This is a genomic window from Listeria sp. LM90SB2, from assembly GCF_028867355.1.
GTDB classification, from domain to species: domain Bacteria; phylum Bacillota; class Bacilli; order Lactobacillales; family Listeriaceae; genus Listeria; species Listeria monocytogenes_B.
Genome location: NZ_CP046449.1, coordinates 662,931 through 680,141, shown reverse-complemented (window position 1 = coordinate 680,141; position 17,211 = coordinate 662,931). Strand labels below are relative to the sequence as shown.

The following is a 17,211-nucleotide window of genomic DNA, read 5'->3' as shown; positions in this document are numbered from 1 at the left end:
AATCAGCCGCAAACAGTGCTTGTTTGCGGCTTTTTATTTAAAAGCCTAACCTATTTTCAATACGACTTCGCAAAGAATCATTTTCATTAAAAGATTCCCTAAGCTCTATCGCCTTTTTAGGATAATTGGTAATGATTCCATCTACATTCTTTCGCAAATACATTTGCATTAGTTTTTCTTTATTTACCGTCCAAACAAACACCCTTTTATTATTTTGTCTGGCTTGTGTAAGTAATCGTTTATTAATAGAAAAATCTTCTAAAACAATAAAATCGGCAGATGTTTTTGGTAAGTTTCCAATATTAAGCGCTAATATGATGCCAGTTTCAAGCGTAGGGTCAGCTTGTTCTATTTTTTCGATAACTGGTTGGTCCAACGATTGGACTAGATATTTATCGGTTACTTTTTCTTTCTTTAACAATGTGACAAGTCGTTCCACCATATCGCTAGATTCCCCGCCATGCAACTTCACTTCCACGAGTAAATCTATCTTATTCCTTTTCGCCGTCTTAATAATTTCATCGAAAGAAGCTATATGAGACGAATAGTCGCCACTCTTCACTTTAGTTTGCTGCAACTCGTTTAAAGTCATATCTGCTACTCGTTTAGAACTGCCAGCAAGTCTTCTCAGTGTCATATCATGGAAAACGACAAACTGATGATCTTTGGTTTCTTGAATATCAATTTCGCTGTAATCTGCCCCAGCCTCAGCAGCTGATTCAATGGCTTCCACCGTATTTTCAACAGCATTCATTGTATCACCTCGATGGGCGATTATTTTCGTGTTAGGTTCATATAAAGTCGCATTCACTGTATAAATATTAAAACTACTAAAAATAATGAAAACGATTATCGCTACAATAATAAATCGCTTTTTATGCGGGAACTGGTTACGCGTCACAAGTGCTGGTTTTCCTTCTATAGCAAAGGCGTTCTTCACTAATAATTGCGCAATGATTCCTTGAAAAATTCCAGCGGCAAAGAAACCTATCACTTGTAGTATGGTTAAAGTAATACCCGCTATAAACACCGCAATTCCCGGAGTTATTTTTTCTATTAAGAGAAGCGGCAACATCATAATCGTTGCGATAATCGATACTAAAAAGCCAATCGCAACAATTATTAAAACCCATTTTAGTAACATGAAAAATAAGTTTTTTTGCGGGTATTTCCAACTTTTTCGGATAGCCCCACTTATTTTTAGTGATTTGTCTTCAATGAAATAGGGCAAAGCAAACACAAGTCTGGCGCTAATATAGAAAATAATCGCAATTGCAATAACATACAGCCACGTTCCCGTCGTTGTTTTCATTAATTCATCCGTAATAAAATGTGGTAAATAGAGGTTTTCTGTTATCGTAATTGGTAAAGATAATCCTGCAATGGGCAAAAGTAAAAAGAAATATAGCAGAAAATAAATTGCTTGATAACTAAGAAAGTATTTCGCTTTTACATTGAGCCTTTGTATGATTTTGAAAACGGTATAGCTTTCTCCCCGCAATTGATAAATTGCCATCATTATAAAGAAACCCAGTTCATAATATATAAACAGTAAAATGAGTAAAGCTAAAATCAGCAGCATAATAACGGCAACAGGACTCGAAAAAACTTCTCCAAGATTGGCGTCTGTAATTCCTGGCACTCCGATGACTCGGAGAATAAAGAAAAAGAAATAATAAATAAATGGCCCCATCACAAATGCCTGTAAGATTGTTAATAATAAGGTTACTTTGAGATAATCTGTCTTAAACTGATACAATACTTTAAAAATGTCTTTTAAATCATTCATTTGCTTCTCCCTTTTTTGTTTAATTTTCAAGGCTTTATAGTTTATCCAAGAAGCAAATTTAGTTATAATTAATTCATAAAGTTAACTATTGAAGCGAGGTGAAATGATGCATCCGATTGAACAATTGTTAGCAAATAATAACACTACTACCACTGATGTTGAATCCAATACTCGCTTAAAAGAAGGCTCTTTACAGAAAATTATTGACAAAGATATTCGTACTTCTGACATTAGCCTTCGTATTCTTAGTCAAATTGCTATTTTTCTTAACACTGGAGCCGATATTATCGCGAAGCAACTTAGTGATATAGAAGTAGTTAATGATCTAGTCTTTCTTATTGAAGACTAAATAACCAAATACATCATGGTTACATCTAAATAACGGCTGTCCACTTGCATTAACGCTGGAATTTCACCAGCTTCGATAAATCCAAATTTTTTGTACAAATTAATTGCGCGTTTATTCTCTGATACAGCTTCTAAATAGATAAGCTTTAAATACTCGCTACTTTTAGCGTATTTTATTAATTCACCCATGCAAATTGTGCCAATACCTAGACCCCAATATTTCTTCCGTATCGAAATAGCTAGTTCAGAAGTATGTAATTCTCGCTTTTTCATATGCCCCATAAGTTGAGAAATACTCGCAAGTTCATCATCAATAAAACATAACAACATAACAGAGCCTGGGTTCTTATCATTTTCTTCTATGTATTCAGCTTCTTCCGCTATACTAAACGCAAACTCACCTTGACCAAATGATAAATAATCTGTCTCACCAGCTACTTCATTTAAATAAGTAATAATATTACTAGAGTCCTCTTTTGTAGCTTCCCGAATCATTATTATTTGCCCATTCTTCAATTCTCTTATTTCCATCTAGACACCACCTTTTTTGCTATTATAGCCCATCTAACTTTTTCCAGCAAACAACAAAAAAAGCTAGATGATAGCATCTAGCTTTCCGAAAATCTTATTTATTAAATGAAATGACTATTTTTCCAACCGCGTGGTGCGTTTCGCTTAATGCATGTGCATCAAAAACACCTTTTTCAGAGAATGGGAAAGTTGCGCCGACGATTGGTTTAACCGTTTTATTAGCAAGCAATTTGCCAAGTTCTTTCAGCTGTTCGCCGTTTGGTTGCAACCAAATTCCAGTTGCTGTTACATTTTTTTCTTTCGCACGTTCTTCATTTGAAATACCAACGATACTAACTAAACGCCCTGTGCCTTCTTTTAATACGTCATAACTATCTGTTTCGATTTGACCACCCATTGTATCGAACACCACATCAATATCAGAAAGAACATCTTTAAAATTAACTTCTTTATAATCAATGACTTGGTCTGCGCCAAGAGATTTTAGTAATTCATGGTTTTTCGCACTAGCTGTTGTGATTACTTCTGCTCCTGCATGTTTGGCAAGCTGAATCGCCAACGTCCCAACACCACCAGCACCAGCATGAATCAAGACTTTTTCACCTTTTTGTAATTTCGCGTGATCGAACAATGCTTGCCAAGCAGTTAAGCCTGCAAGTGGAATCGATGCTGCTTCGTCAAAACTAATTCCTTCTGGAAGTGGTGCAAGCAAGTGATCATCTACCGCTGTATATTCAGCATACGTACCAAAACGCGTTGTCTCAGGGCGTGCGAATACTTCATCGCCGACTTTCCAATCTGTTACGCCTTCTCCAACTTCAGAAATAACACCCGCTACATCCCATCCTAAAATAATCGGGAATTCCCAGTCCATCATTTGTTTTAAGTATCCTTCACGAAGTTTCCAATCAATTGGGTTAATTGATGTCGCTGCTTCTTTGACAATCACTTGATTTTTACCCGCTTTTGGCATAGCTACTTCTTTTTCTTTTAATTCTTCTTTGCCACCATAATTTTCAATTACAACTGCTTTCATTTTTACTTCTCCTCCATTTTCTCTACATTATTCATCATTTTTGTGACTGATTTAAGTAACGCACTAACTTCTTCTTCTGAAAAGGCTTCTAGCGCCCCGTTCTGAAATTTTTCTTTTTCCAAAAGTAAAGTGGCTAATTCCGCCTCACCCGCTGATGTTAAAAATAAATACGTATAGCGTTTGTTTTCATCTTGCTTTTTCCGAACAATCAGCCCTTGCGCTTCCATTCGCTTCAAATGACGGGTAATACTTGCCGAATCAATATAAAGCTTCTCTCGTAGTCGATTTTGACTTTGACCTGGTGTTTGTTGAATATGAAATAGAATCTCTACTTTCGTAAAACTCATATTCGTTTGTTGTTCAAATACATGGCTAATTTCCTTGGATAATAAGTGCATCCGGTAAAGTAATTCAGATTGTTCTGTACATGGTTTCAGCGTTTTCACCCCCATAGTTGATACGTCAAATGATATATCAACTATTATACGCTTCCTTTCCAAAAGCACAAAATATCTGCTCAAACATTAGCGGCTAATTTTTTGTAAGCAATATACTTGCTGTTTATCGTGAAAATGGGCTACACTTAATAGATAATTCAAAAAAAATGGAGGCAAGATGTAATGACAAACGTACTTTTCATCAAAGCAAATGGTTTACCTGCCGAACGCTCAGTCAGCGTGGCACTATATGAAATCTTTCTAACGGAATACAAAAAGTCCCATCCGGACGATAATGTAACAGAACTTGATTTATTTGAAGCGGATCTACCTTATTATGATGTAACAATGATGAGTGGATTACATAAAGAAGCAGCTGGAGAAACACTAAGCCCAGAAGAAAAACGCTTAGCTGATATTGCTAACAGCTACTTAGATCAATTTTTAGCTGCAGACAAAATCGTCATGGCGTTCCCACTTTGGAACTTCAGTATCCCAGCCCAATTTTTAACATACTTATTCTATTTAAATCAAGCTGGCAAAACATTTAAATACACTGCAAACGGCCCTGTAGGTTTAGTTGCTGATAAAAAAATTGCCCTGCTTAATGCTCGCGGTGGCATTTACTCTGACGGACCAATGCAAAGCTTCGAAATGTCCCTGAGCTATGTAAAAAATGTGTTAGCTCACTTCGGTATCTCTGAGCCAGAAATGGTTATCGTAGAAGGTCATAACGCAAAACCTGATCAAGCAAAAGACATTATCTCTGCAGGAGCAAAAGAAGCAGTAGAATTAGCTAAAATCTTTTAATAAAAAAACCGTGAAAGCGAAAATCGCTTTCACGGTTTTTTTTCGATTTAATTTAACAACACTTTTGATACTATTTTGTTTAACATATTACTAAAAGAGGAATTGTTTTAAGAATACATACGATTATACCGAACAAAAGTTATTAAAGGAGGAAAAATTCATGAGAAAAATGGGAGTCAAAATTGGCTTGTGCGTCCTTTTAATGATGCCATTTACTATATCATTTTCCGCGAATGTCTCAGCGGAAGAAGAAATTAGTGTAAAAGCCGCTCAAGATGTTGTCAACATTCCTGACCCAGTTTTGAAAAGTTATTTAAATGGACTCTTAGGACAATCAAGCACAAGTGATATTACTGAAGCTCAGATGGATACTATTACAAATGTCACTATTAGTAACAGTAGTTTAACTGATTTAACAGGTCTTGATTATGCACATAATTTAACAATTTTACATTTGTCTAATACAGGGGTAACAGATTATGCCTTAGTCGCAAAAATACCTAGCCTAACTAATCTTAGCATTGCCGGAGATAACTTAACAAATGATTCATTACCCGATTTGAATAATTTATCAAACATCACCAACTTAAATCTAAGTCCTGGTAAGCTCGACAATAATGCACTAACTAAATTTAATAAAATGTCCAAGTTAAGTTACTTAAATTTAGACAGTAATCCTTCTATTACTAACATCATGCCACTAAAATCCATTCCAAATTTAGCTACTTTATTTGTCCAGTTTTGTGGAATTAATGATTTCCGTGGAATTGATACTTTTCCTAAATTAGTGAGTTTATCGGCTTACGGACAAAACGTAGGTAGAACCGTTTTAATCAACAGCTCTATCAAAAGCTCTGCATTGAATTTTGATGAAGCAAACCAAACTATCTTTGTGCCGTTTACTTTAATGACTGAACGAGGAGTAAACTTTGATGGCTATTTGTTCCCTTTTACAACTAATACAAGTTCTGCTAGCACGTATTTCACTTTAAATGAGACCAAAATTGACGGTAGCCGTTTAACCATTGACGATAAAGGAATTACGGTAAGTGGAATTACCAAAAGTTATTTTGATACGATTACTAAAATGGAATACAATGCATTATACAATAACCCCGCCGGATCGTATCAAACTCCGCCAAATTTCAATAATTATTCCGTATCAGGGGGAAGCTACGACCACTATTTTGACATCGATCATTCACTAACCATTACAAATGATTCAGCAATAAGTTATGGGGAACAAACCACTGTTACAGAAGAACAATTTTTAAAAGATGTTCATGCTGAGACAGATGATGGAACGCCTGTTACTAGTGATTTTAATACGGTTGTAGACTTTAGTAAACCCGGTGTCTACACGGTGACATTAAATGCCGAAAATGCTGCTGGTTTAAAAGCAACGCCAACACAAGTAACGGTGACCATACATGCAAAACCAGTCATAACAGCAGATAAGAGCATTTCTTACACGAAAGATTCAACCAAGACAGACCAGCAATTTTTACAAGATATTTCAGCAAAAACAAGTGATGGTAGTAAGGTAACGAGTGATTTTGATAGCGTTGTTGATTTAGCCAAAGTCGGAACGTATAAAGTGACTTTAAATGCGGTAAGTGCAGATGGACTAAATGCTGACCCAGTTATTGTTTTAGTAAATGTGGTAGAGGGAAATGAACCTCCGACACCACCTGCTCCCGGCCCTGATCCCACACCAGATCCTACGCCAAATCCTAATAATCCAAATATCAATCCCAACCCAGATAATGGACAATCTGCGAACTCTGAAAACGCATCAAATCCGTCTAACTCAGAAGTAAATGCCGCTTTACCAAACACTGGCGACGCGAGTCAAGCAACTACTGTGTTAATTGGGATTATCATTGCCGGAGTAGCTATCCTCTTCTTCCGTCAAAGAAAACATAGCTAAATAAAAAAGTCGTGACTAGAATTTTAGTCGCGACTTCTTTTTTTATTTAGTTACTATACCGTGAAAGGCTCCCATACCTCCCATTACATTCGTTACGTCAAAGCCTTCTGCAGCTAAAAATTGACTCGCGCGCTCAGAACGACCTCCAGCATAACAGATAATTGTATAAGGTTTCTCTTTATCAAGAGAAGCTAATTTTTCTGGTAGTTCATTAATTGGAATATTTATTGCGTCCGGAATGTGTCCTTCAACAAAAGCATCTGCATCTCTGACATCTAAGATATTATGTGACGCTTTTTTTAAGTCTTGTTCTAAATCATTTGCAGTAATGGATTGATACATCTATTTTCACCTCTTCAATTTCTTCTTTATTAACCATAACGCCTAATCCACCATCAAACAAATTTTTTGCTCAAAAAAAGACAATGCGGCGGGTGAGCCACATTGTCTTCTTACATTTAAACGGCTTGAGCTCCTGTGAACTGACTGTTGTAAAGGTCAGCGTAGAAGCCTTTTGCGTCCAGTAGTTCTTGGTGCGTACCTTGTTCGATTACACTACCGTGATTCATCACGAGAATTAAGTCTGCATCACGAATAGTTGAAAGTCTATGCGCAATCACAAAGCTTGTGCGCCCTTCCATCAAATTACCCATCGCAAGTTGAATGTTTAATTCTGTACGAGTATCTACGCTAGAAGTCGCTTCATCTAAAATCAAGATAGATGGATCAGATAAAATCGCACGGGCAATCGTTAGTAATTGTTTTTGACCTTGCGAAATGTTAGAACCTTCTTCATTCAAGACGGTATCATAACCATTTGGAAGTCTGCGAATGAAATCATCTGCATAAGCTGCTTTTGCTGCTCCGATAACTTCCTCTTTCGTTGCGCCTTCACGACCGTATGCGATATTGTCGGCAATGGTTCCGTTAAATAACCAAGTATCTTGCAGTACCATTCCGAATTTTTCGCGGACAGCATCTTTGGTCATATCGCGTGTATCAATACCTTTCATCCGGATCTGCCCACCATCTACGTCATAGAAACGCATCAGCAAGTTGATAATAGTCGTTTTACCAGCACCAGTTGGACCAACAATTGCTACCATCTGGCCTTCTTCCACATGAATATTTAAGTCAGTCATTAGAGGTTTATCCGGAGTATAACCAAATTTCACGTGATCGAATACAATACTATGTTCTTCGCCAGCAACTTGATTAACGTTAGCTGGAATTTCGTCTTTTTCTTCTTCTTCATCCATCATTTCAAATACACGTTCCGCCGAAGCAATAGTGGATTGAATGATGTTAGCAATATTTGCCACACTTGAAATTGGTTGCGTAAATAATTGAACATATTGCGTAAATGATTGAATATCCCCCACTTGAAGCGTTCCATTAGTAACAAAAATACCACCGGCCACACAGACACCGACATAGCCTAAGTTACCAACAAATTGCATCACCGGCATCATAATCCCGGAAATAAATTGCGCTTTTTTCGCTGCTTTGAAATAATCTTCATTTACTTCATCAAATTTTACTAACGTTTTCTTTTCTTGACCAAAGGCTTTAATAATCGTTTGGCCACCGTAAGTTTCCTCTACAGTATCATTTAAAATACCTAGATTACGTTGTTGTGCGCCGAAGTAACGTTGTGATCTACCAGCAATAATGGCGACTAAAATAATACTGATTGGAACTGTCACTAGAACGATTAATGTCATTTGCCAGCTTATTGTTAGCATCATGATTAAAACACCAATCATTTGGACAATCGCGGTAATAGCTTGGGTTAGTGATTGTTGCAAAGTGTTTGCGATATTATCCATATCATTAACAGAACGACTTAGAATATCACCATTTGAGCGTGTATCATAATATTTCAGCGGCAAGCGAGCCATTTTCGCCTTTAAATCTTTCCGCATATCATAAACAGTTCGTTGCGCAACACTCGACATGACGTATTGCTGAATGAAACTAAATAAGGAACTACCAAGGTATAAGACTAAAACAATCATTAATATATTGAAAATCTTATCGTTATCAATCCCAGCCGGACTCATAACACCTTTAAAAATTTCCGTTGTTGCTTTCCCTAATTCTTTCGGGCTAAAAATGTTAAAAATCGTGGATAAAATCGCAAAGATAAACACGACGATAATTGCGACAGAACGAGGTTTCATATAGCCAAGAAGCCGGAATAGTGTTTGTTTAAAGTTCTTTGGTTTGGCGGTCGTTTGCATTCTCATGCCACCACCTGGACCTGGACCACTCATGCGATTTCCTCCTCTGACAGCTGTGACCTCATAATTTCTTGATAAATTTGATTCGTTTCTTTCAATTCTTCATGTGTTCCAATTCCAGCAATTTTACCTTCATTCATAACAATGATTTGGTCGGAATTGACAACAGAGGTAATACGTTGTGCCACAATGAGAGTCACGGCTTCGGTTGTTTCAGCTTTCAAAGCCTCACGCAGTTTCGCATCCGTTTTGAAATCGAGCGCCGAGAAACTATCATCAAAAATATAAATTTCTGGTTTTCTAATTAAAGAACGTGCGATGGAAAGACGTTGTTTTTGTCCTCCAGAGAAGTTGTTCCCGCCTTGTTCTACGCGGCTTCCTAAACCATTTGCAAGTTTAGATACAAAGTTTTCCGCTTGAGCTGTTCGAAGTGCTGCCCAAATTTCTTCGTCGGTTGCATCTTCTTTTCCGTAGCGCATATTAGAAGCAATTGTTCCTGTGAATAGAACCGCTTTTTGCGGCACAAGACCAATTTTTTGGCGCAAACTGGATTGATCCATTTCACGCACGTCAATTCCATTAATTTTTACAACACCACTTTCGACATCATAAAAACGTGGAATCATATTAATCAAAGTAGACTTACCAGCACCGGTACTTCCGATGATTGCAACTGTTTCCCCAGCATTAGCTTCAAAAGTAATATCTTCAATTACTGGTTTTTCAGCGCCTTCATAGCGGAAAGTAACATGTTCAAAAGAAAGTTTTGCTGGTGGTGCACTTGTTTTTGGATTTTCAGGGTTAAGTATTTCTGCATTCATATCTAAAACTTCATTAATACGCTCAGCAGAAGCTCCGGCACGTGGAATCATAATAAATACAGCAGAAAGCATCATGAAGGACATCATAATTTGCATCGCGTATTGAATAAACGCCATCAAGTCCCCTACTTGCATATCACCATTGCCAATAAAAATCGAACCAATCCAGACAATCGCAATGGAAGTTAAGTTCATCAGTAGCATCATTAATGGACTCATAAGAGATAGCAGTCGGTTAACTTTAATCGCCGTAGTAGCATAGTCAGCGTTTGCTTCTTCAAATTTTTCGAGTTCATCTTCATTGCGGTTAAAGGAACGCACAACACGAATCCCGGTTAACCCTTCACGAATAACGCGGTTTAATTTGTCCATTTTCTTTTGAAGCGATTTAAACATCGGCATTGCTTTTCCGCCAAGAATAACTACTAATAGAAGTAGTAGCGGTAAAACAACGACAAAAATAAGCGATAATTTCGCATCTCGTCCAACTGCCATAATAATACCGCCGAGTAGCATGATTGGCGCCATCACCATTAACCGCATCATCATATAAAGTACATTTTGGATTTGAACAACGTCATTTGTCGTTCTCGTAATCAGCGAGGAAGTTCCTACTTTATCAAATTCTTGTAAGGAAAAGTCCTCTACCTTTGTAAAAATTTTATCGCGTAAATCTTTCCCGAATCCCATCGAAATTCTGGATGCGAGATAAACGACGATGACCGACAAAATAACTGAAGCAAATGATATAAGTAACATTTGCATTCCAGTGCTCCAAATGTAGTCTGTATCGCCTGTTACAACTCCTTTGTCGATAATGTTCGACATAAGCGTCGGTAAATAAAGCTGTCCAATGACTTGCCCGAAAGTAAGGACTAATACGGCCGTAATGCTCAGCCAATAAGGTTTTAATCTTTTCATCAATTTCATCATTTGCGGTTTATGCCTCCTTATTTTCGGATTTTGTGTTTAAGTAATCTGTCAGTTTTTCTAGGAGTGTAATCAATTTTTTCATATCGTCTTCGCCTAAAAACTCCTGCATATCTTCAAAACTAGCTTGAAATTCATCGAGCATTTTTTCTGACACGCCTGCTCCGACTTCTGTTAATTCCACATACATCGAGCGCTTATCTTCTGGGTTTTGAACACGTTTAATGAGTCCTTTTCCTTCCAAAGATTGAATCATTTGCGTGACGCTTGGTTTTGAAATTCTAAGCATGTGACCAAGATCGGAAACACGAATTTTTGGCCCTCTGCTTTTAAGCCCACGAGATAAAATAAAAATAAATCTTGTTTCAGATTTACTGTAACCGGGAATTTGGAAACTCTTTATTTCAGCATGCTTAAAATTCATGAAAGCCTTGATTACTGAGTGCCCCAAGTCTTGATTTTTCGAAGACATTTCTCCACTTCTTTCTATCATTTGATTAGTTTACCTAACTAATTATATGAGATATTCGATTTTTGTCAAGCGATATCTTGGAGCGATTTTGAAATTAATCTATACTTTTAACTTTAATTACCTTATAATGGCTTTAATTGTGTTAATGCGAAGGGAGGGAAATAAGTGAGTTCAGTACATAAAGTCGCCAGCATAAGTCTTTTTACGCTTGCTTGGCCGATTTTTCTAGAGCAATTTTTACGTCTGATGATTAGTTATATTGATGTCTTTATGTTGGGGCATTATTCAGATGATGCGGTAGCTGCGACAGGGGTAGCGAATCAGATTCTTGTTATTTCTATTATTATTTACGGCTTTATCAGTGTTGGCGTACAGATTATCGTTGCCCAAATGATTGGTGCCAAAAAACATAAAGAAATTGAAAATGTGATTACAAATGGCTTAGTGGTCGCTTTCTTAATTGGAATTGTGATGAGTATTATTTTCATTTTTATGTCGAAAAACTTCCTGACTTGGATGGGAATTGATCCTCATTTAGTTCAAGTTGGTGCACCGTTTTTAGAAATTATCGGTGGAAGCTCGGTTGTTATCGCTATTCATGCTTCGATTTTGCCTATTCTCCGGGCGCATGGTTACGTAAGACAATCCATTCTTGTTCCTGTGACGATTAGCATTATCAATGTTGTCGGTAATTACTTATTCCTGTACGGCCCGCTTGCATACTTAGATTACGGGGTAGCAGGTGTTGGTATTTCCACTGCTGTCGCAAACTTCGTCGGAATGGGTCTAGCCATCTGGATGCTGCGAAAATATATCGGCTATACTTTCCATTTCAAAAAACTGGAGCAAGTTTCCAAAAAATTACTTTATTCGATTTTACGACTTGGCCTTCCCTCTGCTGGGGAAAATTTATCGTATGCCGGCTCGCAACTAGTTGTTACCGCAATTATTGCGATTCTTGGTACAGAGGCGCTTACCACAAAAGTTTATGCTTCGACGGTTAGCCAGTTTGTCGCACTCTTTGCTATCGCGCTCGGTCAGGCCTCTCAAATTATTATCGGTCGCGCGGTTGGTGCAAAAGAAATCGATAAAGCTTATAAGCAAGGTCTACGTAGTTGGAAGATTGGTTTGGTTGTCGCAATTGTGGTCAGCGTTTCGATTTACCTTTTCGCGGAACCAATTATGAGTTTATTTACTACCAATACCGAAATCATTGCGATGACGAAAGAATTGTTCTTACTTTCGATTTTCCTAGAACTTGGACGTGCGACGAATATTATCATTATTAGCAGTCTTAACTCAACAGGCGATGTTCGTTTTCCATTTATATGCGGACTTATCGTTATGTGGATTGTTAGTTTGCCGTTCTCCTATGTACTTGGTATCTCTGCTGGTCTTGGGCTTGTAGGTGTTTGGCTCGCCTATATTATTGATGAAGGCGTTCGAGCTGTTCTAATGTACCGAAGATGGCGCAGTAAAGTTTGGTCCCTAAAATCAGTCATATAAAGAAACGTCTCTTTGATTTTTTCGAAGAGGCGTTTTTGTATATGACAAAACTGTCATCTTCCTCTGTATATCGTCACCTAATTCGATGGTTCCATTTCTCTTTCCCCGCTATACTAGACTTATAAACAAATGAGAGGATAGATGAGAAATGTTAGATAAAAAAATTATTAGTGCGCTTAGTTATTTCAGTCTTTTCTTTGCCCCGGTCATTACTCCCGCGATTATCTGGTGTACAACAAAAGATAAAGAAATTCGGCATCATGTAAGATGGGCACTCCTCACACAGACAACTTTTGTCGCTGGTGTAGTTGTAATGATTTTACTTTACAACAATGTTCCATTTAGTACCAATAGTGCAGATACCATTAACTTTCTTGCCTTAGCTACTGTATTTTTTATCGTTTTTCTAAATGTATCGATACTCATTTTCAACTTGATTCGGGGAATTACACGTATCGTAAAGCATAGTGACGATAATTGGGCTAGATGTTAAGCTAACTTCCTAATTTATGCTATAATATAGTGTACTTTAGGAGGTTTTTTTTGATGCGTTTTATTATTGCTTATTTATCGATTTTTGTTTTAGGAATTTTTTCTACGCTTTTAGTCGAGACAATCCTCTATGACAATGTTACGCCACAGCTTGTGTTTTCAGCGATACTTTTTGCAGCTCCTGTAATTTTAGTTGCTTCTACGTTAGGCGAAATTTTTTACGGGTTTAGCAAAAAAGCTAGTTACTTCACATTTGCTATATGGGGCTTCGCTTACGGGGTTGTTGCAGCAGTCATCATTTTAAGTATTATCCAAGTTTCTGGTATGCTCATTTCTGTTGGCGTATCCATTCTCGCAGGAGTTATCATGGCGCTACTTGCCATCATCTTCTTCTTTTTACGCGGTGGAAAATCTACCAGTGGAAAAGCCGCTACGAAATAAAAAAATGTCTATCCTAATTGATTCATTCAACTAGAATAGACATTTTTTTATTCTTCTTCAAACGCATGATGATTCAAATTAAAACGAATTGTCTCCAGCGGATAACCGTAAAAATCCTCGGTAAATTCCTCCACTTGAACAAACCCTTTCGCCTTATAAAAATGAATCGCTGTTTCGTTTCCTTTTTCGACGTTAACGAACATTGGTAATGGCACGTGAAATAGAGTCATTCCTACTTCTAAAAGCTCTGTACCAAGTCCGCGTTGTGTCACTTCAGGTAGTAAATAAAATGCTGCGAGTTCGCTCTTCCCCTTTTCAAGTTCAATAAAATTTGCAAATCCGATTACTTTGTCTGCTTGTTCCACAACAGCAAAAGGAGTCGCTGAAATACGATTATGAAGCGTCTCAACGTTATAAAACCTTTCCAAAAAATCGTCTTGTACATCGCCTGGAATTAAATCTTGATAGGTATGATGCCACGAAGTAATCGCTACATGCTGAATGGCTTCAGCATCCGAATTAGTTGCTTTCCTAATATGAAAATTCATCATCCATTCCCCTTTCACTTGCGCAAATTGATGAAACAGTTTATCTGACTTTACCCCTTTTTAACAAAAAGAATGCGCTAATTAAATAATTAGCGCACTGATTTTTTATTTTTCGATTTTAATATCTCCGGAACTTGTTTTTACCGTTACGCGATTATCCGTATTGGAATCACTTGTTGGTACTTTAATGCTACCAGAATTACTACTTGCTTCATAAATAGCTTTAAAATCACCTGGTAGTTCAAGTTCTACTTCACCAGAATCTGTATTGATTTCGATGTTTTTTACTTGTTTGATAAAAGCTACATCGATATCACCTGAGCTTGTTTTTGCTGTTACATCATTCGTTATGCCTGCAAGTTCGATTGCTCCTGAGTTGGATTCCGCTTGTACTTTACCTTTTGTACTTGCATCAATGTCTCCGGAACTTGTTGTTAACACAGCTAGGTCAGTTACAGTGCCACTAGTCAACTCAATGTCTCCTGAATCGATGGCAATTTTAAGTTTCTTCGCTTTAACACCTGTAACATTCACATCGCCTGAACCACCATTTACTTCTAAATCACCTGTTAAATTAGTAAGGTCCGTCTGTCCAGAACCAGTTTCAACTGAGCTATTTGCTTTCATATTCGATAATTCCAAATCCCCAGAAGAAGTAGCCATTTGAGCAGTATTTGCTTCCAAATTACTTACTTTTAACTCACCTGAGTTGGTAGAACTAACAAATTTCTTTACTTTAAAATCAGCTACATTGATATCCCCAGAATGAGATTTCACTTCTAGATCAGCTAATTTAGTATCTTTTGTTAAATAAACGGTTACTTTTTGTTGACCGTATGCGTATATTTTGCCAAAGCCGTTATACCAATCCTCTTCTTCAGGAACTGTAATATTAAAGGACGTTCCATCTTCCGAAACTGGATCTAATTTTTGAATGGCTTTTTTATCATTAGCAGAGTAATTACCTTTTAGTTCGATGTAATTTTTTCCATTTGTACTTTCTTTCCATTCAAACGTTACGTCGCGCTCGGAAGAAAAAGCAATGGAGTTAATATTTTCAGCTGATAAGTCCCACTGTTTTGTAAGTGGTTCACCTTTTTCTATCATATTACCTTTGTTCATCGTTAATGCTACACCGATAGCACCGATAATAAATAGTACCAAACCAGCGAAAAATAATTTTTTACTTAAGTGATGTTTACGCATTTTTTCCGCCTCCCTTTACCGCATATTTATGCCACTGGATAATCGCCATTGTTACTTTACTTGTAAGCTGAGTTAGCGCGTTTGCTACAAATAAAAGCATTAGCCCCAAACCTACAAGGCCAATAGAAACAAACATTTGATAAAATTCGAAATCAGCACCAAAAATAATTCCTACGCCAAGTATAACTGGTGATAAAAGGAACCCACCAACCGTCGCCCAAAGTGAGATAACCAAGGACCATAGCGAAACCATAATTGGAATGATAAGACAAATATCTAAGAAAAATAATCCGACACCTATTAAAATTTGTTTACTCACAGATCTATTTTCATTTTGATTTTTTCGCGGGACATAATAATAATCCATTTCTGCCGGTTCTTCACGAATACCACGTTCGCTGATTATATCCGCAGCAATTTCTTCTGGGCTCCCAAGGTCAAAAACGATTTGCTCCTCGCTTTTCCCTGCTTCAATCCCATTTCTAAAATGCTCCTGATAGTCCGATAGTAACTCTCTCCGTTCTTTCGGATCAAGCAATTCCAGTCGTTGGTTTAATTCATTGAGAAAATCTTGTTTATTCATTTACTGCATCCCCCTCTGTTAATAGCTTTGCCACACTGTCTGTAAAATTATTCCATTCAGAAATAAGTTCATTCAAGTAAATTTCTCCTTTTACTGTCAACTGATAATATTTTCTTGATGGACCTTCATTTGATTCTACTAAATAGGTAGAACAATATTCTTCTTTTACTAATCTTCTAAGTACTGGATAAATAGCACCTTCAGCTACTTCAATATATTTAGACACTTGATTTGCTAATTCATAACCGTAACAATCTTTCTTTTGAATTAAAAATAAACAGCAAAGTTCTAACACACCTTTTTTGAACTGTGGGTTAACCTCCATGCTAACTCCTCCATTCTGTTATATTGCACACTAGTAACAAGTATTCACTACTATATATTGTTCACTACCACTATAGTTTAACATACACTAGTGTTCATTGCAAGGTACTGGTTAGAAAAAATAGTATTGTTTTTTCAGGAAATAAATGTTAACCTATTTTAGTAAAAAGTTTACATTAAGGAGAGATATGTTTATGCGTGATCAGAAATTGAAATTTTTAGTCGTAGATGCTTTATTCGCAGTCATCATTGCTTTACTTGCACAAGTTGCTATCCCACTTGGTCCAATTCCACTTACTGGGCAGACGTTTGCCATTGGGTTAGCTGCAACCATTCTTGGAGCTCGTCATGGTACCATATCTGTTTTAGTTTACATTGTTCTTGGCGCTGTGGGTATTCCTGTTTTCCAAGGTATGACAGCAGGAATTGGGATTCTTTTTGGGCCAACTGGCGGATTTATTGTCGGATTTATTTTTAATGCACTACTTACAGGTTGGTTGCTCGAAAAAACAAAATTCACTGTTCCTTATGCAATTGTTGCTAATATTTTAGGAGCCATCGTTACGTTAATTTTCGGGGTTTTATGGCTTAAAGTTAGCACTGGACTTGACTGGCCGACCGCCTTTTTAACAGGCATGGTACCTTTCATTATTCCAGGCATTATCAAAGCGGTTTTTGCGGCGTTATTAGGGATTCTCATTCGTGATCGTTTGATTAAAGCCAAATTACTTCGAGCATCCTAAGTCCCATTAATACACATTTTG

General features: G+C 37.1%; 19 protein-coding genes. 7 read left to right on the top strand and 12 right to left on the bottom strand.

Translation table 11 applies throughout. From position 1 onward, the window contains the following. Positions 1-37: 37 nt before the first annotated feature. Complete coding sequence (locus GL301_RS03260) at positions 38-1,789, bottom strand: glycerophosphoryl diester phosphodiesterase membrane domain-containing protein (protein WP_010958776.1); 1,752 nt, start codon at positions 1,787-1,789, stop codon at positions 38-40. A gap of 106 nt (positions 1,790-1,895) precedes the next feature. On the opposite strand from GL301_RS03260, the gene GL301_RS03255 reads away from it, so the two are divergent. Continuing rightward, positions 1,896-2,138 (top strand): hypothetical protein, encoded by a 243-nt coding sequence (locus GL301_RS03255; protein ID WP_003724358.1) that lies wholly within the window; start codon positions 1,896-1,898, stop codon positions 2,136-2,138. Here the strand turns inward: GL301_RS03255 and GL301_RS03250 are convergent. The 3 genes from GL301_RS03250 to GL301_RS03240 all read right to left on the bottom strand — a co-directional run bounded on the left by GL301_RS03250 (position 2,135) and on the right by GL301_RS03240 (position 4,156). Further along, the gene (locus tag GL301_RS03250; protein WP_003724357.1) at positions 2,135-2,668 is read right to left on the bottom strand and encodes a GNAT family N-acetyltransferase; all 534 of its coding nucleotides are present in this window, start codon (positions 2,666-2,668) and stop codon (positions 2,135-2,137) included. The genes GL301_RS03255 and GL301_RS03250 overlap by 4 nt on opposite strands. A gap of 94 nt (positions 2,669-2,762) precedes the next feature. Continuing rightward, positions 2,763-3,704, bottom strand: coding sequence for an NADP-dependent oxidoreductase (locus GL301_RS03245; RefSeq protein WP_003724356.1), 942 nt, complete (start codon positions 3,702-3,704; stop codon positions 2,763-2,765). A gap of 2 nt (positions 3,705-3,706) precedes the next feature. Next, entirely contained in the window at positions 3,707-4,156 is a 450-nt protein-coding gene (locus GL301_RS03240) for a MarR family winged helix-turn-helix transcriptional regulator (RefSeq protein WP_003741674.1), read from the bottom strand. A 168-nt stretch (positions 4,157-4,324) separates the two neighbouring features. Between GL301_RS03240 and GL301_RS03235 the strand changes: the two genes are divergently transcribed. Continuing rightward, on the top strand, positions 4,325-4,951 hold the full coding sequence (locus GL301_RS03235; protein ID WP_003724354.1) for an FMN-dependent NADH-azoreductase: 627 nt from the start codon (positions 4,325-4,327) through the stop codon (positions 4,949-4,951). Positions 4,952-5,111: 160 nt separating this feature from the next. After that, complete coding sequence (locus tag GL301_RS03230; protein WP_010958775.1) at positions 5,112-6,881, top strand: LapB repeat-containing protein; 1,770 nt, start codon at positions 5,112-5,114, stop codon at positions 6,879-6,881. Between the two features lie 42 nt (positions 6,882-6,923). Here the strand turns inward: GL301_RS03230 and GL301_RS03225 are convergent, their stop codons facing one another. The 4 genes from GL301_RS03225 to GL301_RS03210 form a co-directional block, all read right to left on the bottom strand. Beyond that, complete coding sequence (locus tag GL301_RS03225; protein ID WP_003724352.1) at positions 6,924-7,223, bottom strand: rhodanese-like domain-containing protein; 300 nt, start codon at positions 7,221-7,223, stop codon at positions 6,924-6,926. Positions 7,224-7,339: 116 nt separating this feature from the next. Next, positions 7,340-9,157, bottom strand: coding sequence for an ABC transporter ATP-binding protein (locus GL301_RS03220; RefSeq protein ID WP_003724351.1), 1,818 nt, complete (start codon positions 9,155-9,157; stop codon positions 7,340-7,342). After that, a complete protein-coding gene (locus GL301_RS03215) occupies positions 9,154-10,878 on the bottom strand; it encodes an ABC transporter ATP-binding protein (RefSeq protein WP_003724350.1) in 1,725 nt (574 codons plus the stop codon). Before GL301_RS03215 ends, GL301_RS03220 begins: the two co-directional genes overlap by 4 nt. A 7-nt stretch (positions 10,879-10,885) precedes the next feature. Beyond that, complete coding sequence (locus GL301_RS03210) at positions 10,886-11,347, bottom strand: MarR family winged helix-turn-helix transcriptional regulator (protein WP_003724169.1); 462 nt, start codon at positions 11,345-11,347, stop codon at positions 10,886-10,888. A 165-nt stretch (positions 11,348-11,512) separates the two neighbouring features. On the opposite strand from GL301_RS03210, the gene GL301_RS03205 reads away from it, so the two are divergent. From GL301_RS03205 to GL301_RS03195, 3 genes are all read left to right on the top strand, one after another. Further along, positions 11,513-12,853, top strand: a complete 1,341-nt coding sequence (locus GL301_RS03205) for an MATE family efflux transporter (protein ID WP_003727255.1) — start codon at positions 11,513-11,515, stop codon at positions 12,851-12,853. A 148-nt stretch (positions 12,854-13,001) separates the two neighbouring features. Further along, positions 13,002-13,346: a magnetosome magnetite crystal formation protein family gene (locus GL301_RS03200; protein WP_003726749.1), complete on the top strand. Its 345-nt coding sequence runs from the start codon at positions 13,002-13,004 to the stop codon at positions 13,344-13,346. Positions 13,347-13,399: 53 nt separating this feature from the next. After that, entirely contained in the window at positions 13,400-13,786 is a 387-nt protein-coding gene (locus GL301_RS03195; protein ID WP_003726748.1) for a hypothetical protein, read from the top strand. Between the two features lie 47 nt (positions 13,787-13,833). Here the strand turns inward: GL301_RS03195 and GL301_RS03190 are convergent, their stop codons facing one another. The 4 genes from GL301_RS03190 to GL301_RS03175 form a co-directional block, all read right to left on the bottom strand. Beyond that, positions 13,834-14,334 carry a GNAT family N-acetyltransferase gene (locus tag GL301_RS03190; protein WP_003726747.1) on the bottom strand — a complete coding sequence of 167 codons (501 nt, stop codon included), beginning with the start codon at positions 14,332-14,334 and terminating at the stop codon, positions 13,834-13,836. Positions 14,335-14,439: 105 nt separating this feature from the next. Then, positions 14,440-15,540, bottom strand: coding sequence for a DUF4097 family beta strand repeat-containing protein (locus GL301_RS03185; protein ID WP_010958772.1), 1,101 nt, complete (start codon positions 15,538-15,540; stop codon positions 14,440-14,442). Beyond that, entirely contained in the window at positions 15,533-16,123 is a 591-nt protein-coding gene (locus GL301_RS03180; protein WP_003734466.1) for a DUF1700 domain-containing protein, read from the bottom strand. The genes GL301_RS03185 and GL301_RS03180 overlap by 8 nt, the downstream gene beginning before the upstream one ends. Beyond that, a complete protein-coding gene (locus GL301_RS03175) occupies positions 16,116-16,448 on the bottom strand; it encodes a PadR family transcriptional regulator (protein ID WP_003727257.1) in 333 nt (110 codons plus the stop codon). Before GL301_RS03175 ends, GL301_RS03180 begins: the two co-directional genes overlap by 8 nt. Before the next feature lie 193 nt (positions 16,449-16,641). Between GL301_RS03175 and GL301_RS03170 the strand changes: the two genes are divergently transcribed. After that, positions 16,642-17,190, top strand: a complete 549-nt coding sequence (locus tag GL301_RS03170; protein ID WP_003727258.1) for a biotin transporter BioY — start codon at positions 16,642-16,644, stop codon at positions 17,188-17,190. Positions 17,191-17,211 lie beyond the last annotated feature (21 nt).